The 20,463-nt window shown below is 68.5% G+C and carries 19 protein-coding genes; 4 read left to right on the forward strand and 15 right to left on the reverse strand.

The annotated features are described in order from the left end of the window. Positions 1-120 precede the first annotated feature (120 nt). Complete coding sequence (gene amrS / locus VKA86_02450; protein HKK70049.1) at positions 121-1,164, reverse strand: AmmeMemoRadiSam system radical SAM enzyme; 1,044 nt, start codon at positions 1,162-1,164, stop codon at positions 121-123. A gap of 46 nt (positions 1,165-1,210) precedes the next feature. Here amrS and amrB point away from each other — a divergent pair, with 46 nt between their 5' ends. Continuing rightward, positions 1,211-2,020 carry an AmmeMemoRadiSam system protein B gene (gene amrB, locus VKA86_02455; protein HKK70050.1) on the forward strand — a complete coding sequence of 270 codons (810 nt, stop codon included), beginning with the start codon at positions 1,211-1,213 and terminating at the stop codon, positions 2,018-2,020. Here the strand turns inward: amrB and VKA86_02460 are convergent. From VKA86_02460 to VKA86_02470, 3 genes are all read right to left on the reverse strand, one after another. Then, on the reverse strand, positions 2,013-3,416 hold the full coding sequence (locus VKA86_02460) for an Ig-like domain-containing protein (protein ID HKK70051.1): 1,404 nt from the start codon (positions 3,414-3,416) through the stop codon (positions 2,013-2,015). The two genes, amrB and VKA86_02460, sit on opposite strands and share 8 nt — an antisense overlap. An 83-nt stretch (positions 3,417-3,499) precedes the next feature. Next, on the reverse strand, positions 3,500-4,810 hold the full coding sequence (locus VKA86_02465) for a glycoside hydrolase family 15 protein (GenBank protein HKK70052.1): 1,311 nt from the start codon (positions 4,808-4,810) through the stop codon (positions 3,500-3,502). Between the two features lie 32 nt (positions 4,811-4,842). Continuing rightward, on the reverse strand, positions 4,843-7,353 hold the full coding sequence (locus tag VKA86_02470) for an alpha amylase N-terminal ig-like domain-containing protein (GenBank protein HKK70053.1): 2,511 nt from the start codon (positions 7,351-7,353) through the stop codon (positions 4,843-4,845). A 173-nt stretch (positions 7,354-7,526) separates the two neighbouring features. Between VKA86_02470 and VKA86_02475 the strand changes: the two genes are divergently transcribed. Further along, entirely contained in the window at positions 7,527-8,438 is a 912-nt protein-coding gene (locus VKA86_02475) for a DUF1028 domain-containing protein (protein HKK70054.1), read from the forward strand. Here VKA86_02475 and VKA86_02480 read toward each other — a convergent pair. From VKA86_02480 to VKA86_02510, 7 genes are all read right to left on the reverse strand, one after another. Further along, entirely contained in the window at positions 8,431-9,150 is a 720-nt protein-coding gene (locus tag VKA86_02480) for a hypothetical protein (protein HKK70055.1), read from the reverse strand. The two genes, VKA86_02475 and VKA86_02480, sit on opposite strands and share 8 nt — an antisense overlap. 29 nt (positions 9,151-9,179) lie before the next feature. Further along, positions 9,180-10,079, reverse strand: coding sequence for a CHAD domain-containing protein (locus tag VKA86_02485; protein HKK70056.1), 900 nt, complete (start codon positions 10,077-10,079; stop codon positions 9,180-9,182). After that, entirely contained in the window at positions 10,076-10,468 is a 393-nt protein-coding gene (locus tag VKA86_02490) for a hypothetical protein (GenBank protein HKK70057.1), read from the reverse strand. The genes VKA86_02485 and VKA86_02490 overlap by 4 nt, the downstream gene beginning before the upstream one ends. 20 nt (positions 10,469-10,488) lie before the next feature. Further along, positions 10,489-10,671, reverse strand: a complete 183-nt coding sequence (locus VKA86_02495) for a DUF1328 domain-containing protein (protein ID HKK70058.1) — start codon at positions 10,669-10,671, stop codon at positions 10,489-10,491. Between the two features lie 37 nt (positions 10,672-10,708). Continuing rightward, positions 10,709-10,948: a hypothetical protein gene (locus tag VKA86_02500; GenBank protein HKK70059.1), complete on the reverse strand. Its 240-nt coding sequence runs from the start codon at positions 10,946-10,948 to the stop codon at positions 10,709-10,711. A gap of 158 nt (positions 10,949-11,106) precedes the next feature. Further along, entirely contained in the window at positions 11,107-11,793 is a 687-nt protein-coding gene (locus VKA86_02505) for a response regulator transcription factor (GenBank protein HKK70060.1), read from the reverse strand. Beyond that, positions 11,783-13,288 (reverse strand): sensor histidine kinase, encoded by a 1,506-nt coding sequence (locus VKA86_02510; GenBank protein ID HKK70061.1) that lies wholly within the window; start codon positions 13,286-13,288, stop codon positions 11,783-11,785. The genes VKA86_02505 and VKA86_02510 overlap by 11 nt, the downstream gene beginning before the upstream one ends. Positions 13,289-13,555: 267 nt before the next feature. On the opposite strand from VKA86_02510, the gene VKA86_02515 reads away from it, so the two are divergent. Both VKA86_02515 and VKA86_02520 read left to right on the forward strand, forming a co-directional pair. Beyond that, positions 13,556-13,996 (forward strand): CBS domain-containing protein, encoded by a 441-nt coding sequence (locus tag VKA86_02515; GenBank protein ID HKK70062.1) that lies wholly within the window; start codon positions 13,556-13,558, stop codon positions 13,994-13,996. 162 nt (positions 13,997-14,158) lie between these two features. Beyond that, the gene (locus VKA86_02520) at positions 14,159-14,362 is read left to right on the forward strand and encodes a dodecin family protein (protein ID HKK70063.1); all 204 of its coding nucleotides are present in this window, start codon (positions 14,159-14,161) and stop codon (positions 14,360-14,362) included. Between the two features lie 97 nt (positions 14,363-14,459). Here the strand turns inward: VKA86_02520 and VKA86_02525 are convergent, their stop codons facing one another. From VKA86_02525 to VKA86_02540, 4 genes are all read right to left on the reverse strand, one after another. Continuing rightward, positions 14,460-14,870 (reverse strand): hypothetical protein, encoded by a 411-nt coding sequence (locus VKA86_02525; GenBank protein HKK70064.1) that lies wholly within the window; start codon positions 14,868-14,870, stop codon positions 14,460-14,462. 16 nt (positions 14,871-14,886) lie between these two features. Then, complete coding sequence (gene ftsH, locus VKA86_02530) at positions 14,887-16,824, reverse strand: ATP-dependent zinc metalloprotease FtsH (protein HKK70065.1); 1,938 nt, start codon at positions 16,822-16,824, stop codon at positions 14,887-14,889. A 20-nt stretch (positions 16,825-16,844) separates the two neighbouring features. After that, positions 16,845-17,774: a sugar phosphate nucleotidyltransferase gene (locus VKA86_02535; GenBank protein HKK70066.1), complete on the reverse strand. Its 930-nt coding sequence runs from the start codon at positions 17,772-17,774 to the stop codon at positions 16,845-16,847. Between the two features lie 136 nt (positions 17,775-17,910). Further along, on the reverse strand, positions 17,911-20,463 hold a 2,553-nt coding region (locus VKA86_02540; GenBank protein HKK70067.1), incomplete at its 5' end, for a UPF0182 family protein.

Here is a 20,463-nt window from a genome sequence, read left to right on the forward strand (position 1 = left end):
CAGCCCGCTCACCACAACCCGTCAACCACATCCCGCTCACCAACCCCCGCTCACCACAACCCGTCAACCACATCCCGCTCACCAACCCCCGCTCACCACACCCCGTTCACCACACCGCCCTCACCCCACCGCCTCGAACACCCCGTCGATCGTCGCGCCGCAGCGTTCGCAGCTGCCGTCGTCGGCCAGGGCGCGCCGGACCACCGCGAAGCCACCCCGCTCGACGAGCACCTCCCCGCACCACGGGCACACCGTTCGCGACCCCTCGGGGTCGACGACGTTGCCGGTGTACACGGTGCGCAGTCCGTTCGCGCGTGCGATGTGACGCGCGCGCTGCAGGGTCGACGGCGGCGTCGGAGGAACGTCGCGCATCCGCCCGGCCGGATGGAAGGCGGTGAAGTGCACGGGTACGTGCGGGCCGAGGTGTCCGACCACCCAGCGGGTGAGCGCGTCGATCTCGCGCGGGGCGTCGTTGTGTCCGGGGATCAGCAGGGTGGTCAGCTCGATCCAGACGTCGGTCTCGTGGACGGCGTACTCGATCGTGTCGAGCACGGGTCGCAGGTGGCCTCCGGTGAGGTCGCGGTAGAAGCGCTCGGTGAAGGCCTTGAGGTCGACGTTGGCGGCGTCGAGGTGCGCGAAGAGTTCGCGGCGCGGTTCGGCGCACAGGTAGCCGTTGGTCACGGCCACGGTCCGCACGCGACGGGCACGACAAGCCCGGGCGACGTCGACGGCGTACTCGAGGAACACGACGGGGTCGTTGTAGGTGAAGGCCACGCTGGGACATCCCGCGCCGACGGCCGCCGTCGCCACCGCTGCGGGTTCGACCTCGACCGCCGACACCGCGGCCGAGCGGGCATGGCTCAGCTCCCAGTTCTGGCAGTAGCGGCAGGCGAGGTTGCACCCGGCCGTCCCGAACGACAGGACCGACGTGCCGGGCAGGAAGTGATAGAGCGGTTTCTTCTCGATCGGGTCGACGCACAGGCCACTCGAACGGCCCCAGGTGGTGAGGACCAGCCGGCCGCCCTCGTTCGCCCGCACGAAGCAGAAGCCCCGCTGCCCGTCACGCAGGCGGCAGGCGCGTGGGCACACGTCGCACTGCACGCGGCCGTCGTCGAGCACGTGCCAGTAGCGAGCGACCGGAGTTGTCGGACCCTGCGTGTTCATGGGGTGTATAGTGGGGCAAGACCCCGAGGCCCGGGAATGGTGCGCGATGATCACCGTTCGGGATCCGGCCGTGGCGGGGTTCTTCTACCCCGCCGAGGCGTCCGCCCTCGAGCGTACGGTCTCCGACCTGCTCGCCGGGCCGGCGTCCGCCGCCCGGTCGCCGCAGGCACTGATCGTTCCGCACGCCGGGTACGACTACTCCGGTCCGGTGGCCGCCTCGGCGTACCGCTGCCTGCAGGCGCGGACCGAACCGATCCGGCGCGTGCTTCTGGTCGGGCCGAGCCACCGGTCGGTCTTCGGCGGCTTCGTCGTGCCGCGCGCCGATGCCTTCCGCACCCCGCTGGGCGACGTGGCCGTCGATCCCGAGCTCCGCGCCCGCGCCGTCGCGCGCGACGACGTGCTCGAGGAGGATCCTCCGCACCGCTTCGAGCACAGCCTCGAAGTGCAGCTGCCCTTCCTGCAGCTCGTGCTCGACGACGTCTCGGTCCTGCCGGTGCTGGTCGGCTTCGCCACGGGCGAGGACTGCGCCACCCTCGTCGACGCGCTCTGGACCGAGCCCGACACTCTGCTCGTGGTCAGCTCCGACCTGAGCCACGAGCACGACGAGGCCACGGCACGGCGTCTGGACAGGGCCACCGCCGAGGCCATCGAACGCCGGAAGCCGCAGCACGTCGACGAAGACGACGCCTGCGGCTGCATCGGTATCCAGGGACTGCTCCGCGTGGCGATCGACCGGGGCCTGCAGGTCGAGCGGGTGGACCTGCGGACCTCGGCCGACACGATGGGCTCGCCAGCGCGCGTGGTCGGTTACGGTGCCTTCGTGGTCTTCGAGCCCGCCGCCGACGACGTCACTTGACGAGCTGCAGCTTCTGCACCGCCCGCTTCGAACCACTCCGCAGCTCCGCCACGTAGGCTCCGCTCGCCACGGCGCGCCCCGACGCATCGGTGCCGTCCCAGGTCGCGGTGTAGGTCCCGGCCGTCCGCGTCTCGGCGACGAGTTCGCGCACGAGACGCCCGCGCAGGTCGTAGATCCTCAGCTGCGCCGGACCGGCGTCGTCGAGACGGAAGCGCAGCTCCGTCGACGGGTTGAAGGGATTCGGTGTCGGAGCCTCGAGCGCGAAGCCGCCAGGAGTGGGTGGCGTCAGGACACCGGTGGCGATGTCACCGAAGGTCCCCACCACCAGCGTCACCGTGGTCGACGTCGACGAGGCCTCCCCGTCGGAGCTGACGTACACGAAGGTATCGGTGCCGACGAAGCCGGGATCCGGCGTGTAGGTGAAGGAGCCGTTGACGACGAGCGAAACGTCGCCGTTCTCCGGTGGGAAGAACGACTGCGCGATGATGGTGTCGCCGTCGGGATCGACGTCGTTGACGAGCAGACCCGGGGCATCGATCGACAGGGGCGTGTCCGCAGGCGTGTAGTAGGCGTCCTGGGCGTTCACCGGCGCGCGATTGCCGTCGTACACCACGATGCTCACCTCGCCGGCGACCTCGGAGTTCAACGCCCCGTCGCCGATCGCATAGGTGAAGGTCTCGATTCCCGTGAACCCCTCGTTCGGCACGTACTCGATCGCGCCGGCCGTGTTGAGCGACAGGTCCCCGTTCGGCGGCGAGAAGAAGCTCCGCGCGGTCACCGCGTCCCCGTCGAGGTCGTAGTCGTTGGCCAGCAGGCCAGGAGCCTCGACGACGAGGGTCTCGCCCGCGGCCACCGAGAAGTGATCGGCCACGGCGATCGGAGCCCGCGCGAAGGACTCCTGGACGTCGAAACGGACGGTGACCAGGTCCGACGTGACGTCGCCGTCGCTCAGGGTGTAACGGAAGCTGTCGACGCCGGCGAAGCCCAGATCCGGTTCGTAGGTGAACGCGCCGGTCGTGACCAGGGACAGGGTGCCGTTGTCCGGCGGGAAGAAGCTCACGACCTGGAAGGACTCGCCCTCCGGTTCCCGATCGTTGCGCATGACGCCTTCGGCGGCGTCGACGTCGAGCACCTGGTCCTGCTCGACGATGTAGAAGTCGGGCATGCCGATCGGCGGATCGCCGGCGCGCCGTGCGGCGGCCTCGTCGAGTTCGGACGGATCGGCCTGGGGGACGGGCTCGCCCTCCGGCTCGACACCGCGCGGTTCGGAGGCACGCTCCGACACGGGCGCCGGCAGGGCGTCGACGAATCCCTCCTGCGCCCGAACCTTCCCCGACGGGAACGATACGGCGACGATGCAGCAGGACAGGAGAAGGATACGAAACGCGGTGGACATACGAGCTCCTCGGGTTGGCGCAGAGATGTCGTCGTCGGCTCGTGATGCAAGGATATCACGCCCGCCGTCGCAACCTCCAACCCTCAGCCCAGCGCGCTGCCCGCTTCCTCGAGCGCCCACCGCAGATTCGCCTGCGTCCACGCCAGGGGCGTCTGGTCGTTCGGTCGGTACACACCCTCGTCGCTCGACGCGAGGAACCACGCCTCGGTGCACAGTCCGGGCGCACACCACTCCCCCGGTCCGGTGATCTGTCCGATCGCACGGCGCAGATGATGATCGGCACGCGCGCGATGCCCGGCGTGCCGGGTGCGCCGGTAGCGCCGGGCGTGGTACACGGCGAGCACGGGATCGAAGATGCACCACTGCGCTTCGGTCCCCGGCTTCAGCAGGGCGTCGCGCTCGGCGGTGCTCGTGCTGTAGTCGGTGCTGCGCCTCTCCGGCGCGATCAACGCGCGGTAGTCGGCGCACCAGTAGCTGTCGCCGCGGTACCGGCGGATGCCGTGCGGGCCGACGAGCTCGCGGTCGACCAGGTCCAGGATCGCGGCCGCCGTCGGCCCGCCGATCACTCCCAGGGGCTCGATCAGGAAGAGTGTCGCCGCGTCGGCCCCGCGCTCGGGCGGAGACTCCTGCGGTAGCAGCACGTCGAGCACTGCGCGACCGCGGAAGGCCAGCGAGCGCAGTGAGAGGGGTCCGAAGAACCCGTGCGGTCCGCGCAGCTCGCCGTCGACGCGCTCGAGCGCGGTGGCCATGGTCTCGAGCGCGGCGACGACCGTCCCGACGCTCGATGCCGTGCGGCGCCGCTCTTCTTCCCAATGACCGCTGTCGCGATCGTTCGGGTAGTCGATGGCCTCGAAGTAGGCCGGGTACCGGGCCAGCACCGCGTGCTGATCGGCGTCGGGGATCCAGACGCCGTCGCGCATCAGCACCGCGGCCAGCCAGAACACGTAGCCCAGGGCGTCGTTCTGGGCGTGGGCCCACGGCATGTCGATCTCTTCGAGGGTGCGGCCGTCGAAGCGCACGTGCGGGCGCTCGTGCGGATCGCCGGCATCGACACGGCCGCCGATCACGTCGTCGAAGCGAGCGACGGTCCTGTGCTGGAACTCCAGGATGCCGCCGAGGATCTCGACCGCGGCGTCGGATTCGCCGGTGCGATGGAAGGCGTGGGCCACGTGGACGGTGTCGCGCAACCACACGGCGTCGTAGCCCGACACCTCGTTGGCGCCGGCACCGTGCACGGCCGACACGAGCCCCGTGGGCAGTCGCTCGATGCGCAGCGTCTGCCATTCGCTCAGCAACGCAGCGATCCGCCCGACACGTGCGGCATCGAGCGGATCGGCGACGAGGGGAGCGAGTTCGGGGTGATGACAGAGGGGAGCCGAACCGATGTCGGTCACGGTGGTACGCTCCCTCCTGCCGCGCCGCGGCCTCACTCGGTGATCGTCAGCTTCGTGGCCCGCCAGGTGTTCAGCGTGCGCATGCGCACGAAGTAGGTGCCGTTGGCCAGCTCGCGGGTGTCGACGGTCAGGCTGTGCTCCCCGGCCTCGAACATGTCGTCGGCCAGCACGCGGACCCGGCGCCCGCGCACGTCGTGCATCGTGACGCGCACCGCCTCCTGCGCCGGCAGGCGGAAGCGCACGACGGTCACGCCGCTCGCGGGATTCGGCGCGGCCGGCATCAGCTTCAGCTGGGTGCCGGCGTCCGAAGACGGGCCGGTGATCGGACCGACCCCGGTCGACGTGGGCGCCTTCTCGAGTACCAGGATGCTCATGGCCGGCACCTCGATCTGCACACTCTGCCCGAAGCCGTCGTAGAATCCCTGCTGGGCCTGCAGCACACCGGGATTGAGCGCACCCGACCCCCCGTAGGCGGCGTCCTGGCTGTCGAGCAGCACGCGCCACTCGGTGTCGAGAGGCACGCCGATCCGATAACCCGGGTAGGTGGCGTTCGAGAAGTTCACCAGCACCATGAGCGTACTGTCGCCCAGGCCACGGCGGAAGCCGATGACGTTGCCGCCCTCGTTCAGGTGCGACACCTGCCAGAAGGCATCGGCCCGCAGCTCCGGACGCTGCGTCCGCAGCTCGATCAGGTCGCGGTGCAGTGCGAACACGCCGGCGTACTGGACCTTCTTGCCCCAGTCGATGCGGTTGCCCTCGTCGGTGCCGAAGTCACGGCTCTCGAGCCACTCGCTGCCCTGCAGCATGGCCGGCACGCCCGGGGCGGTCAGGACCAGACCCTGGGCCAGGGTGAAGCGCCCGCGCGCGAACTGGTCGTCGTGCGGGAAGGTGGTGTCGATCTGCTTCACGAGACGGCCGCCGCCGCTGGTGGGCCAGGCCTCGTCGTGCAGCTCGACGTAGTTGACCACCCTGTTGCCCTCGAGATAGGTCCCGAAGCCGTTGATCACGTCGCGGATCTGCCACATCGCCGGATCGCCGAAGGCGCTGGCCAGGACCGCCTCGCGCAGTCGATCGGTGAAGGCGTCGAAGTACTGGGCATCGAATCCGGCGCCCCCCTGGTCCACCGGCCGCGTGATGAAGTCGTCGTCGGGCAACTGCTCGGCGATGATCACGCGGTCGGCCCAGCGGTTGTCGACCTGCTGGTTGAGTTCCTGCATCAGAGACCAGCCCGAGGCTTCCTGGGTGCCGATGTTCATGAAATCGGTCGCATCCATGCGGAAGCCGTCGAGGTGGTACTCCTCGAACCAGGCGTGCATGCTCTGCAGCAGGTGTTCCCGCACCTCCGCGCGGTCGAAGTCGAGCTGCGCCCCCCAGGGAGTGTCCTGGGGCGGGTCGTCGAAGTAGCTCTGCTGCCCGTCGTACTCCCAGTACACGTTGTTGGCGATCGACTGGTGGTTCCACACGATGTCGAGCAGTACCGCGATGCCGCGAGCGTGCAGCGCGTCGACGAAGCGTTTGAAGTCGTTCGGGGCACCGTAGCTGCGCTCGGGTGCGAACTGGCTCATGGGGTTGTAGCCGGCCGAACGCTCGCCCGGGAATTCCATCACGGGATTCAACATGACGGCGTTCACGCCCAGCTCGGCCAGATGGTCGGCGCGTGCGCGGGCGTCGAGATATCCTGCCGGAAAGGAGGGCGTGCCGAGCGGATCGTCGCCCCCGCCGGAGAAGGTGCCCATGTGGAGCTGGTAGATGACCATCTCCTCGAGCGACGGCCGCTGGAAGTCCTGGTCGGTCCAGCCGAACAGCGTGGGATCCTGGATCAGGTTGTTGTTGTTGTCGGTCTCGTCGATGGCGCGCGCGTACAGATCGACGGCCCACTTGTCGAAGGCGGGTAGGTCGAAGAAGAACTTGTAGCGCTGGTTGATCCCGGCCTCGGGCACGTAGGCCACGAAGTCCTCGCCGAGCGGGGTCATCGAGTCACTCAGCCCCCAGCCGTTGAAGGATCCGCGCACGTAGGCCACGGGCGCATTCGGCGCCCACACGCGGAAGACGGTGCCGCCGTCCGGGTGCGGCGTCGCCCCGCGCGGCGCGTGCTCGAGCGTGGTGAAGTCGACGGCGAAGAGCGCGCCGGCGGGCGGATCCTCGGTCATGCCGTCCAGCGACAGGTAGTCGGTGTCGGCGCCGTCGCGCAGCTCGAAGGAGTACTCCACGCGCCCGGTGGCGCCCGAGGTGGGCAGCGCGGCCTCCCAGATGTCGTAGGGACCGAGCTGACCGACGACCGAGGCGTTCTCGGGCGTGCCGTCGACGTCGTGGACGACCCGCACCTCCTCGACGTCGTTGCGCCAGGTCCGGACGCGGACGGAGAAGGATTCCCCGTCGAGGGGCACGATCGGCGATCGGTCCTGGATCGGCAGGTGGCTGATCCCGGCCCATTCGACGGTGCCGTCGATGGTGGCGGCCTGGGCCGGCGCGGCGGGCTGGATCAGGACGAGGAGAGCGGCCAGCACGGGGATGGCGGCGAGGTCTCGCGCGGTCTTCGTCATGGGCTCGTTCCGGGGGTGCCTGGAGGGTAGGGTAACGCAAGGGGGGCGCAGGCGACAGGTGGTCGATTGTACACCAGAACCGCCCTGCGGGTCCCTTCGAGCAGGGCTCGCGCCGTGCCCCGGGCTGTGTTCCCATGGGGGTGCGACCGCTCCCTCAGCCGGCGGAGGCCGACGTGCAGATCGCGACCACCTATTCGATCGTCGCCCACGAGCCCTCCACGGGGCGCATCGGGGCCGCCGTGCAGTCGCACTGGTTCAACGTGGCCGACGTGCTGTGGGTGCGCGCCGGGGTCGGGGCCGTCGCCACGCAATCGCTGGCCTCGTTCGGCTACGGGCCCCGGATCCTCGGCCGGCTCGAAGACGGCGGCGATCCCACGATCGTCCTGCCGGAACTCCTCGCCGACGATCCCGACCGCGAGGTGCGGCAGATCAGCGTGCTGACGCCGCGCGCCGCGACCATCCACACCGGCACACGCTGCATCGTCCATGCGGGCCACCGGCAGGGTCCGGACTACTGCGTGGCCGCGAACCTCATGGCCCGGCCCACCGTGTGGGACGCCATGGCCGAGACCTTCGAGTCGACCGACGGAGTCCTGTCGGAACGCCTCATGGCGGCTCTGGAGGCCGGACAGGCCGAAGGCGGCGACATCCGCGGCATGCAGTCCTGCGCGCTCGTCGTGATGACGGGCGAGCCCACCGGGGAGTCGTGGAAGGACAAGGTGGTCGACATCCGCGTCGACGACCATCCAGAGCCGTTGCGCGAGCTCCGTCGTTCGCTCGATGTCGCCCGGGCCTACGACCACATGGTCGAGGGCGAGGTCCTGCTGGGGCAACGCCGACTGGAGGAGGCCCTCGAGGCCCATCTCCGCGCGCTCGAACTCGCCCCCGATCGCGCAGAGATCGCGTTCTGGACGGCGGTGAGCCACGTGGCCATCGGAGACGTCGACCGCGCACTCGATCTCTTCCGCCGATGCTTCGCACACGAGGGCGGTTGGCGTGAACTGGTCGACCGCCTGGTCGAACCGGGACTCATGCCCGACGACTCCGAACTGCTCGACCGCATCCGCAGACTCCGTGTCACTTGACGACGAAGGGAATCGACACCTCCCCGAGCATCTGTCCGTTCGAGGCATTCACCACGTCGGCACGGAAGCGCACCTTGCTCTGCTCGGGCGGCACGGGCTCGAAGTACAGGTACCCTGCCACACGCCCGTCGGGGGCGATCACGCCCTCGGGGATCGCGTGTTCGAGCATGGTCACCGTCGGCAGTTCGTAGTCCACCCAGTAGTCCTGGTAGTAGTGGTAGTAATACGGGTCGTAGACGAAGCGGCCCTCGTACTTACCCAGCGTCGGGTACACCGGACCGGTGTACGAAGCCACGGTGAACCGCCGGTACTCGAACATGGGGTCGCTCATGGGCTGCGGGTGCTCGACGATCGTACGGTCGGTGACCTCGCCCTCGACCGCGTAGGGCGGCAGGGCGGCGAAGCGGGACCCATCGGCGGCGATGAGCGCGAACTCCTGGTAGCGCAGCCGCACCGGCTGGTCACTGTCGTTCTCGACGACCACGCGCACCGGGGTGACATGGGTTTCGACATCGGGATCCCCGGGCCAGGTGTCGACCTGCGCGACGATCCGGACGTCGTCGACCTCCTCCACGGCCGCCTGCTCCATCCACGAGACCTCGTCGGCATCGGGACCGGGTCGGAGAACCGTCTGGCGAGCGCAGCCCGCAGCGAAGATCAAGGGGACGGCGAGCGCGAGCACGTGCGTAACGCGAAGTCGGGGCGTTCTCATGGGTGGCTCCTCCGGGGGTGCGGGTCGGTTCAGGCGAGCACGCCGTCGGCGGCATCGAAGTCCTCGAGGCGGCCCACGAATCGCTTCGGTTTCTCCGCGTGGATCCGCGCTCCGAGACGGCGCGCACGCGCGCGCAGCTCCTGGCTGCGTCGGTCGAGCAGCGCGAGGTAGAGCGGCATCCCCTCGACCTCGGCCATTTCGGGTTCTCGTTGCAGGATCGCGCGCAGGACGGCACCGTCGTGCTCGTCGCCGAGCAGATCGCTCAGGCGGTCGGCCTCGTCGCGCCAGGCCTTCATCACCTCCGGCCACAGGGGGCGCAACATGCGGGCGTGGTACCACAGGTACTTGGCGCGCTTGCGCCACTCGTGGTAGTTCTCGACCGTCGGTTTCTCGGTCGCCGCGCCCATTGCCTTGCGGCCGCGGCGAACGACCTTCTTCACGCCGCCCGCGACGGCGTCGAAGCCGTCCTCGTCGACGTGCCAGGTGTCGAGGGCCGCCCGTCCTGCGGTCAGGGCCTGCCGCGCCCCGAACAGGCGGGTTTCGACCTCTTCGCGGGGAGCGACACGCTCGCGCCGGCGCACGAAGGCTTCGCGTACGGGATCGAGCGAGCCGTCGACGATCTCGTCGGAACGGTCCTCGACGACGTCGTCGAAGCTCTCGATGATCGCATGGGCGTCGCGCGCGTCCGACAGGGGGCGTGCCGCGTCCCGGTAATGACGGTTGATCCCCGAGTACTGTGAGCCGAGCGGGGGGCGCACCAGACGCGCGATGGCGCGCAGCTTCTTGCACCGCTTACGCACCTGGTGCACGCGCTCGTGCACGTCCAGTTCGTCGGAATCGATCTCGGCGAGTGCCTTGTCGATTTGCTCGCGCGCCATGCGCTTCACCCCCCGCTCGACCTTCTCGCCGGGCTCGAAGCGATAACTCATCGCGCCGCGCCCCCTTCCGACGGCACGATCGTCACCTCGGCACGTCCCGGCGCGTCGAGAACGGCCTGGGCCGTGGCTTCGATCACCACGGTCGGCGGCTCGGGAATCGTGTCGGGAGCGGTGTAGACGCCGTCTGCAGTGATGCTTCCCCTGGATGGGTCGCCGATGACCGTCCACGTGACGCCGTCGGCGTCCGTCCCGTTGACCAGGGCGTCGAAGTCCAGGCTCTGGCCCGTTGGCACTTCGGCGACCGGGGGCACCACGCGGACATCGGGTCCGGTGTCACCCGGCGTGCCCGTGTGCTCGTCGCAGGCGATGAGCGCCAGCAGGAACGGCACGACGAGGAACGGCCGGAAGCCGGCGAGGGAGGATCCGGTGACGGAATTCATGATCGAGTCTCCTCGCCTCCTCACACCGTGGGGGGCTGTGAACGGCCACGGAAGATCCCCATCACGAGTGCGACGAGGAACAACACCAGGAAGATGAAGAACAGCACCTTGGCGATGCTCGCGGCGGCCACCGCGATCCCGGTGAAACCGAACAACGCCGCGACCAGGGCGATGACGAAGAACGTGACGGCCCAACCGAGCACGGCAGCCTCCTTCGATGGGGGAAGTCGTCGCTCCGGATCAGGACGCCGAACTCAGGTGCTTCAGACGAAGATCCAGTTCGTCGAGCGCGCGCGCTGCTTCGCGGAGCGCCAGGTCGGACTGGTCATCGATCTGGTCTCCGAGCGCATCGATGCGTTCTCGCGCCTGCAGGTATTCGCTCTCGATGTCGCGGAGCTCGGCCGCGTCCTCGATCTGGTCGCGCAGGTCGTTGATCCGCGTTCCGAGATCGTCGATCTTCTGCTGCAGGGCTTCGCGCATGGTTCTGCTCCGGGGCTTCGGGGTCCTGTCCCGTCGACACGGGTCAATGTGCCGGAACCGGACGCCGGTGGGAGCAGAGTGCGAACCGTACAGCCGCTTGGGTGGGTGCGCCGGCCGGGGCCGGGGAATTCCCCGACCCCCGCCGACGACGGGGCCGATCAGGTGTCCTCGAGGCCCCACTGCACGGCGTAGCGGACCATTTCGTGACCGTCGGCGAAGTCGAGCTTGGTCTTGATGTTCTCGCGGTAGGTCTCGATGGTCTTCACGCTCAGGCTGAGTTCCTCGGCGATCTGGCGCGTGCTCAGACCACGACCGATGCCGCGGAACACCTCGAGTTCGCGGTCGCTCAGCCGATCGATCGGAGAGTCCGTGGCCTCGTGGCGTCCATCCACCATGTTGTGGAGCATGCGGTCGGACATCTCCTCACTGACGTAGATCTTGCCCGAGCGCACGCGACGCACCGCGTCGACGATGTAGTCGGTGGCCGACTCCTTCGACAGGTAGCCCAGCGCCCCGGCGTGCAGCGCACGCTGGGCGTAGAACTTCTCGTCGTGGGTCGACACCACCAGGATCGGCAGATCGCCGTGCAGGGCCTTGAGGTTCTTGATCAGCTCGAGGCCGTCCATCCCCTCGAGGGACAGGTCGAGGACCAGGAGATCGATCGACTCGTTCTCGAGGACCTCCATCGTCTCGTTGGCGTTGGAGGCTTCGGCCACGACCTGGAGGTCGGGCTGCTCGCTCAACAACTCCACGAGCCCGAGCCGCACGATCGGATGGTCGTCGACCACGAGCAGACGCGTGACGCTCGAGGTCACGTGGCTCGTCTTCGAATCGTCATGCCTCATCGTCTTCACTCCCGGAGATTCGGTGCTCACAGATCACCGTGGTTCCGGCCTGCGGTGCCGAACGCACCGCCAGGGTGGCACCGATGACCCTGGCCCGGTGTTCGAGAATCTTCAGTCCCATTCCGTCGCCGTCCTCCGACCGCGGATCGAATCCGCAGCCGTCGTCGGCCACGCGGAGCCGCACCACCTGCGTCTCGCCGTGCAGGTGCACGACGATCGCATCGGCCTGCGCGTGGCGGGCGGCGTTCAGCACGCTCTCGCGAGCGATCCAGTAGAATTGCAGGGCCTCCTGGGGCTCCAGCGTGTCGAAGATACCACGTTCGACGAGGCGGCAGCGCACGCCGAACCGCTCGGAGGTGGTCTCGACCAGGTTCACCAGGGCGGGGCCCAGTTCGTGGCCTTGCAGCTCCACGGGGTGCACGCCTCGGGCGATGGCCCGGGCGCGGCGCAGGCACGTGCCCAGCGATTCGCCGATGCGGCCGAGGGCGGCCGAGAACTGGTCCTCGGCGGGGCGTTCCCGTCGCCGCAACCGGTCCACCGACATCTGGAGGCCGATGAGGTCCTGGCAGATTCCGTCGTGGATCTCGCGGCCGAAGTCGTGCTGTTCGGTCATCTCGAGCCGCTCGATGTGTCGCTCGAGTTGGCGCTCGCGGGTCACATCGAGCGCGGTGACCACGATCTCGTCGTGCGAGCCCGTGATCCGGCCGGGAATGCGCGTGGACCAGAGCTGGAGCTGGACCTCGTCGCCGCCCTGTCGGAAACGATAGGACCCGTTCTCGATCGCGCGATCGCGCAGCACCTCGGTTCTCAGGAGCTGCTCGCGGAGCCGGGACCGATCGCGGGCCGTGACCCTCTGCAGCCAGGGATGCCGATTGTGTGTACTGGGACGCCGAGGATGCGGCTCGAGGTCACTCGCGGCGAAGAACTCCCGGCAGAGCCCGTTCGCGAACATGGTCTCGCCGCGATCGGGGGAGTACACGTGCACCATGGTCGGCCCGGCGTCGCCGAGACGGCGCACGAAGGCTTCGATCGTGCGACAACGGTCTCCGAGGCGCTCGGTGTCCACCACCGCGGCCAGGTCTCGGGCGACGATCTGGAGGCCGGTCTCGTCGTGGGACTCGAGGGCGACCCGCCGTGTGAGGTAGACCTCGAGTCGGAGCCTCTCGTCCCAGGAGTCCGTCACGACGACTCCCCGGATTCCCCAGGCTCGTAGCCTGACGGCAGGACCACGGTGTTCCTGCATCACGTCGAGCGGCGCGCCCGCGGGCGCGCGCTCGGACACGAGATCGAAGGCTCGGAGGACGTTCCGGTGGTTGAAGGCCGTGGAGTCCTCCGCGTAGTTCTCCCAGACCCGATGATCGTCGTCGAGGGTGCGCAAGAGCACCGCGTCGGCGTGCAGAGCGCGGCGCAGAACTCCGATCGCGTCGGCGCAGCCCGAACCCGAGGCCACCGTGCCCGTGCTCTCGACGGTGGTGAGCCACGCTTCGGGAGACACGAGGCCGTTCTGGGCCGGGGCTCGTCTGTCGATCGGTACGTACATCGTCACCGGAGTCTGCGGGGGCAACCAGAACCGAAGGTGAAGCCCTTGGCGCCCCATGACCATGGGGCCGTCCCCCATGAGGACGACCACCCTTGACCGATTTCCGCCCAACTGTTGTGGTGATTGCATCTCGATCGAACCGACGAACGAACGTCGGCCTTCTCACCTGTTGCGCCCGTCCCGGTTCGGAATCGCGGGCGGTGCCACCCGGAGCCCGACACCATGAGAATCCGCGAAGTCATGACGAAGAACCCGGTCCTCGTCCGGCGACGAGCGACCCTGCATCGTGCCGCGCAGCTCATGCGCGACACCGATGCCGGCTTTCTGCCCGTGATCGGCGAAAACGGCGTGATCGGCGTACTGACCGATCGGGACGTGGTCGTTCGAGCCGTCGCGGACGCCGTGAGCCCCCTCACGGGCTACGTGGAGGACGTCATGTCCGTCGGCGCCATCACCTGCGAAGCCGACGAGGACATCGCCACCGTGACGGATCGCATGGCCCGGGAGGGCTGCCGCCGCGTGGTGGTCGTCGACACGGCGGACCTGCCGATCGGCGTCGTCTCGCTCGGCGACCTGGTCCGCGAGGACGGCGTCAACGATCACGTGACCTTGCTCATCCACCACGTCGCCGGCGACCGTGGCGACGGCAACGGCTCCGACTGAGCCGGACGGCGGGACATCGTGGATCGCCCGATGATCCCCCACGGATCCGGCCCGCCCTCGGCACGGGAGCCCCGCCCATCGCTCCACCGTGCTCCACCTGCGAGGATCGGAGCGTTGACGAAGGGAACCCGACACTCCCCGCGCGAGGGAAAAGGAGTCGACATGTCCGTCGCCAAGAACATCGAGATCACGGCCGCTTCGCCGAAAGGCTTCGAGGACGCGATCGCGAACGGTCTGAAGCGCGCGTCGTCCACCACCGAGAACATCCAGCGTGCCTGGATCAAGGAGATGTACGTGGACACCGACAACGGGAAGATCCACGAGTATCGGGTCAACATGAAGGTGACCTTCATGTTGAAGGAGTAGACCTCCAGTCGGAACTCGCGCACTGGATCCGGTGCGCACGACGAAGCGGGGCGATCGCACGATCGCCCCGCTCGTCGTGTCCCTGAGCAAACGCGGGTCAGGCGTAGCGGATCACCAGCGCGGCGATCCCGATGACCAGCAGCAGCCAGAAGAACAGGCCGAAGAACGAGGCCGCCGCCTGCTCGGCCTCCATCTCGCCCTCCACGCGCGGCTCGCGCCGGGCCCGGGGCGGGCGCGCGGCCGTGGTGAGTGTGGCGATCAACAGTGCGACCATGACCCCGACCAGGAGGAAGGGTGCCCAGTAACCGCCCCAGACGGGCGGTCCGAAGGGGGTCACCCAGACACCGCCGGCCCAGACCATCAACACCAACACCACGAACAGCGCGATCAGCGAGGGCCACATGCCCTCTTCCTCACGCCGCGGGCGGCGCCAGCCCGTCAGACCGACCAGCACCACACTGAGCACGGTGGCGACCAGGAAGGCGAAGAACAGGTCGACCCAGAACATCGGCGATCACCTCGGATCACTGCGGAGCGCCGGACTCGGCCAGCAACTCCTCGACACGTTCACCGCTGATCTTCTCGTCCTCGATCAGCGCGCGGGCGATGCGGTCGAGCCCGTCGCGGTGTTCCTCGATCACCTGGATGGCCCGCCGGTAGGACTGCTCGAGGATCGAGCGCACCTCGTCGTCGACCAGCTGCGCCGTCGCCTCGCTGTTCTCGCGGCGCTGCGTCAGTTCCTCGCCCAGGAACACCTCCTGGTTCGACCCCTGACTCGACACCATCAAGCCGGTGTCCTCGCCCATGCCCCAGTCCACCACCATGCGGCGGGCCAGCGACGTGGCCTGGCGCAGGTCGTCCTCGGCGCCGGTGGTGGTGGTGTCCAACGCGACGTTCTCGGCCGCACGACCGGCCAGCATGACGGCCAGACGGTCGAGCATGTAATTGCGCTCATAGACGTAGCGATCGTCCTCGGGCATCTGGTGCGTTGCCCCCATCGAGCGACCCCGCGGCACGATCGTGACCTTGTGGATGGGATCGGCGTGCGGCAGCACCGCGCTGACGAGGGTGTGGCCGCCCTCGTGGTAGGCCAGCAATTCGACCTGGCGATCGCTCAGGGCCAACCCGCGCCGCTCCAGTCCCATGAGCACCCGGTCGCGGGCCTCGTCCATGTCCGAGGGCCGGATGTTCTCGTGGTCCTCGCGCGCCGCCGTGAACGCGGCCTCGTTCAGCAGGTTCTGCAGATCGGCGCCGCTGAAACCGGGTGTGCCGCGCGCGACCTCGTCGAGATCCAGGTCATCGGCCAGCGGCTTGCCCCGTGCATGGATCCGCAGGATCTCGGCGCGCTCGCGGCTGCTGGGAAGGTCGACGGCGATGTGACGGTCGAAACGACCGGGGCGCAGAAGGGCGGGGTCGAGGATGTCGGGGCGGTTCGTGGCCGCCATCACGATGACGTTCTCCGAGGGTTCGAAGCCGTCGAGCTCGCTCAGCAACTGGTTCAGGGTCTGCTCGCGCTCGTCGTGCCCGCCGCCCAGACCGGCGCCACGGTGACGCCCCACCGAATCGAGCTCGTCGATGAAGATGATGCTCGGCGCCACCTTCTTGGCCTTGTCGAAGAGGTCGCGGACCCGCTTCGCACCCACGCCGACGAACATCTCCATGAAGTCCGAGCCGGTGATGATGAAGAAGGGGACGTCGGCCTCGCCGGCGACGGCCCGGGCGAGCAGAGTCTTGCCCGTGCCCGGCGGACCGACCAGCAGCACGCCCTTCGGCACCGCCGCCCCGAGCGCCTGGAAATGGCCCGGGCTCTTGAGGTACTGCACCAGCTCGCGCAGCTCGCTCTTGGCGCCCTCGGCACCGGCCACGTCGTCGAAGGTGGTCTTCTCCCGCTCCGGTTCGGCGCGTTTCGCCTTGCTGCGCCCGATGCTGAGCATGTTGCGCCCCTGCGAGGCCATTCCCCGCAGGAACAGGAAACCCAGCAGGAACAGGAACAGGAGCGGAGCCAAACCGATGAGCACCGACCACCACGAGGTGTCGCTCTCGCGTTCGGTCTCGATCTCGACCTCGGCCTGGCGCAGGTCGGGGAGCAGTTCCTCGTCTCCGAACGACGGCAGATAGGTCACGAAGCGATCGTAGCGTGTGCTGTCACCGTTGCTGACGAACAGCGCCTCGGAGCTCAGCTCGCCGTCGATCCGTTCGCCCTTCACCCGGACCTGCTGCAGCTCGCCCTGCTCGAGGTGTTCGCGGAAGGTCGTGTAGGCGATCTTCGGACCGTGATCCGGCCCGGCCGTGATCGCGCTGACGATCCAGTAGGCGATCACGAAGCTGAACAGGACCCACAGGACCATGCGGCCTCGATCGATCCCGCCCCCCTCCTCGGGACCGTCCGGTGGAGGAGACGACGGCTGCCCGTCGTCCCGGTCGTCGGATTGCGAACTCGCGAACTGCGATCGATGCTTCATGCGGTGCCCTTCCGTGGTCCTCAGCGCTCGACCGAGACGCCCTGGGAGCCCCCGGCCGCTGCACGGCGCACCCGCAACGGATGCCGATCGGCCCGCCGGACTCGCGCCACCCGTTCGGGCGTTCCCACGTCGGTCCAGCCGCACTCGGGCACCGGGAGCACGGTCAGCCGGTCTGCCAGCGGCTCGAGCACGTCGCGACTGAAGTCCTGCCGCGGCAGGAATTCGTAGACCTCGTCGAAGCCGCCGCCCTCGTCGCTCTCGTGTGCCTTGACGAACTCCCACAGGAGACGCGGTACGGCGAGGTAGAACATGTTGAGGAGCGTCGCCGCCCGAGCCACGATGATCATGCTGTTGATCAGGGCCCCCTGTCGCCGCAGCTCTCGGCACTTCTCCCGGCCGGGCTTCTCGACGAAGCTGTCGACCGCGCAGAGCCCCGGGGCACCGATGGAGCGGGGCATGATCCAGCCGTACTCGACGTCGCCGTCGGCAGCCTCCATCCCCAACAGGATCAGACGGCGATCATCGTCCCGGGCGGCGGCGCAGGCCGTGGCCACACTGCGCCGCAGGGTTTCGCCGTCGCGCACCCAGTGGTCGCTCGGGAGCACGGCCACGATGGCATTCCGATCGTGGTCGACCACGCGCATCAGGGGCAGGAGCACCCCGGCTGCGGTCCCGCGGTTCTCGGGCTGCACCACCACGTTCTCGTGCGGTACTCCCTGGAGCTCCGTCCGCCACCAGCGATGATGATCGCGCGCCACCACCGGCACGGCACGGCGACGCGGAACGAGCGGACCCATGCGGTCGAGAGTGGCGTTCAACAGACTGCGCTGTCCGTCGAACTCCCAGAACTGCTTCGGAATCGGACGACCCGAACGGTCCGTCGCGAGACGACGCAGACGCTGACCGTCACCACCGGCCAGTACGATCGACCACACCTGATGCCGCTTCATGGGGCTGCTCCTTCTCGGCTCGCCGCGGGCACTTCGATCCGTTCCCCTGCTGGGAATCGCAGGGTAGGAGCAGAACGAAAACGCATGCATGGGGCGCTCACTGATTCCGGGCTCCGGGATCCGGGAATCGCTTCCATCAGCGCGAGCGACCGGACTCGTCGGCCTCGACGAGCCGCTGCAGGACGTCGCTCAACTCCTGTAGACGCCGGCCCGCGGCCTCGAAGTCCTCCTCGCCCTGCAGTCGGCCGTACTCGGTCAGGAGTTCGTTCGCACGCCGGATCAAGTCGCGGCGTCCGAGCGTGGCGACTCCCTCGGGCATGCCGGCGGTGTCGTCGAACAGTCCCTCGAGCGCGGCGTCGAAGGACTCGGCGTAGCTCAGGTCGTCGCCGTGCATCACGGCCACCAGTCGCAGTTCGGGATACGCTGCCGTCTCCGCCTGCAGGTAGATGGGCTCGACGTAGAGCAGCGTCTCGTCGAGCGGAATCGCGAGCACGTTGCCGCGGATCACGTTCGAGCCGCGTTGGTCCCACAGGGTGAGCTGCCCCGACAGGAACCGATCCTGATCGATCTTGGTCTCGACCTGCTGCGGGCCGATCACGCGGCGGTCCTTGGGGAACTCGTAAGCGAGAAAGCGGCCGTAGTTCGGAGGATCGGACATACCGGCGATCCAGCCGATCAGCACCTGGCGATTCTTCGGCGTGAAGGGCAGGATCAGGACGAACTCGACCTCGTCCGATCCCTGTTGCTCCCACATCACGTAGTAGGGCTCCACCGGCTGCACACCCGAGTAGTACTTCTCGGTGGCCCGCACCCACAGGTCCTCCTGGTTGTAGAAGACCTCGGGTTCCTGCATGTGGTACTTGGCCTGCACCAGGCCCTGCACGAGCAGCAGGTCCACGGGATAGCGCACGTGACGTTCCATCGCGTCGGGCATCTGCTCGCGCGGCGTGAACACGTCCGGGAACGCCCTCTGCCACGCCCGGACCATCGGATCGTCGGGCTCGAAGACGTAGAGATCGACGCTGCCGTCGTAAGCGTCGATCACCACCTTGACCGCGTTGCGCACGTAGTTGGCCCCGTGCATCGAGGGCACGGTGGTGCGTTCGAGCCGACGCGTGCGGTCGCCGTCGCGGTACTCGATCACCTCGCGCGAGGAGTAGGGTTCGCTGTAGGGGTAGCGATCCGAGCGGGTGTACGCGTCGACGATCCAGTGGATCCGACCGTCGACGAGCACCACGTAGGGGTCCTCGTCGATCTCGAGGAATGGGGCGACCCGCTGCACGCGCTCCAGGATCGTCCGATGGAAGAGCACACGGCTCTCCGCGGTCGGATAGCCCGACACGAGCAAGCGAGTGCCGTCGAACTTCCAGCCGTAGACCAGCTTCCGCCAGAAGTTGCTCAGTTGCACGCCTCCGCTGCCGGCGTAGCGGTTGTAGACGTTCTCGTCCCCACTGGGATGGTCGAACTCCCGCTCCTCGGTGTTCACCACCGCGGGCTCGTCGGTCAGCTCGCCGTAGTAGATCTGAGGACGATCGACGCTCAGTTCGGAGGGCTCGGCCTTCGGGGGAATGTCGCGCACGAGGAGGTTCGGCAGGCCCTGCTCGGTGAAGTCGCTCACCGTGGCCATGGTCAGGCCGTAGCCGTGCGTGTACTTGAAGCGGCGGTTGACGAAGGTCTGGCTCTGTTCGGGCAGGTTCGACAGCTGGAGCTCGCGCGCGGAGACCATCACCTGCCGGGTGCGGTCGCCGATCGCGTAGCGGTCGATGTCGACGTCGGCGAACTCGTAGTACAGGCGGATCTCCTGGAACTGCTTGTAGACCGCATCGAGCGCGCGCCAGTCCCAGAGCCGGACCTCGTTCAGCAGATCACGATTGTCGTCGATGGTCGCGCGGGTCAATTCGTCGCGCGCCGGGAAACGCCGCTGCTCCACCCGGTCGAGCCCGAAGGCCGCACGGGTGGCCGCGATGTTGTTCTCGATGTACGGCCGCTCGAAGGTGATCTCGTTGGGTTCGACCACGAGCCACTGCACCAGGCGCGGGGCGACGCCCAGGGCCAGGATCCAGATCGCGGCGATGCCCACCCAGAGGTGGCGCAGGCCACGCAGGCCCCGGTCGGCGCCCTCGCCCCGGTGGCCTGCCCACGCCCGGACGGTGGGCGACCACGCCAGCAGACCCAGCGCCAGCGTGGCGACCGCCACGAGGATCTGTGCGGGCAGGCGGACGTGCACGTCGGTCCATCCCGGACCGGCCACCACGCCCCAGTCGGAGTTCAGGAGTTCGAAGACGGCGAGGATGCGGTCGAAGGTCAGCACCGCCGCGAGGGCGATCGTGCCGGCCAACAGCGTGCCGAGAGGAATCTCCGACGCCGGCCGCAGACGCAGACGCTTCTCACCCGACTGCAGGCTCGCGAGCACGGTCGCCCCCAGCGCCACCACCACGGCCCAGGCCAGCAGTCCCTGCACGGCCGACAGGAAGGGAAGCGTGAACAGGTAGAAGCCCACGTCGAGTCCGAGCACCGGATCGGTGGTCCCGGCCGACACGCGGTTGAGGTAGAGCAGCCACTCGTCCCAGAGGCTCACGCCGGCCAGGAGCGCACCGACCGCACCCAGGATCCACGCCCCGCGACGCAGGTGCCGACTCTCGGTGGGCAGGGCGCGGAGCAGCAACGCGACGACCGCGCCCACCAGAGC

Source organism: Candidatus Krumholzibacteriia bacterium, assembly GCA_035268685.1.
Lineage (GTDB): Bacteria > Krumholzibacteriota > Krumholzibacteriia > JAJRXK01 > JAJRXK01 > JAJRXK01.

Bases quoted from the DNA above. Each gene is read 5' to 3' on its own strand.
- VKA86_02525 (HKK70064.1), bottom strand. From the start codon at position 14,870: ATGTTCTGGGTCGACCTGTTCTTCGCCTTCCTGGTCGCCACCGTGCTC.
- VKA86_02500 (HKK70059.1), bottom strand. From the start codon at position 10,948: ATGCGCGAAGCCCTGCAGCAGAAGATCGACGATCTCGGAACGCGGATC.
- VKA86_02470 (HKK70053.1), bottom strand. From the start codon at position 7,353: ATGACGAAGACCGCGCGAGACCTCGCCGCCATCCCCGTGCTGGCCGCT.
- ftsH (HKK70065.1), bottom strand. From the start codon at position 16,824: ATGAAGCATCGATCGCAGTTCGCGAGTTCGCAATCCGACGACCGGGAC.
- amrB (HKK70050.1), top strand. From the start codon at position 1,211: ATGATCACCGTTCGGGATCCGGCCGTGGCGGGGTTCTTCTACCCCGCC.
- VKA86_02480 (HKK70055.1), bottom strand. From the start codon at position 9,150: ATGAGAACGCCCCGACTTCGCGTTACGCACGTGCTCGCGCTCGCCGTC.
- VKA86_02490 (HKK70057.1), bottom strand. From the start codon at position 10,468: ATGAATTCCGTCACCGGATCCTCCCTCGCCGGCTTCCGGCCGTTCCTC.
- amrS (HKK70049.1), bottom strand. From the start codon at position 1,164: ATGAACACGCAGGGTCCGACAACTCCGGTCGCTCGCTACTGGCACGTG.
- VKA86_02520 (HKK70063.1), top strand. From the start codon at position 14,159: ATGTCCGTCGCCAAGAACATCGAGATCACGGCCGCTTCGCCGAAAGGC.
- VKA86_02515 (HKK70062.1), top strand. From the start codon at position 13,556: ATGAGAATCCGCGAAGTCATGACGAAGAACCCGGTCCTCGTCCGGCGA.
- VKA86_02505 (HKK70060.1), bottom strand. From the start codon at position 11,793: ATGAGGCATGACGATTCGAAGACGAGCCACGTGACCTCGAGCGTCACG.
- VKA86_02460 (HKK70051.1), bottom strand. From the start codon at position 3,416: ATGTCCACCGCGTTTCGTATCCTTCTCCTGTCCTGCTGCATCGTCGCC.
- VKA86_02535 (HKK70066.1), bottom strand. From the start codon at position 17,774: ATGAAGCGGCATCAGGTGTGGTCGATCGTACTGGCCGGTGGTGACGGT.
- VKA86_02485 (HKK70056.1), bottom strand. From the start codon at position 10,079: ATGAGTTATCGCTTCGAGCCCGGCGAGAAGGTCGAGCGGGGGGTGAAG.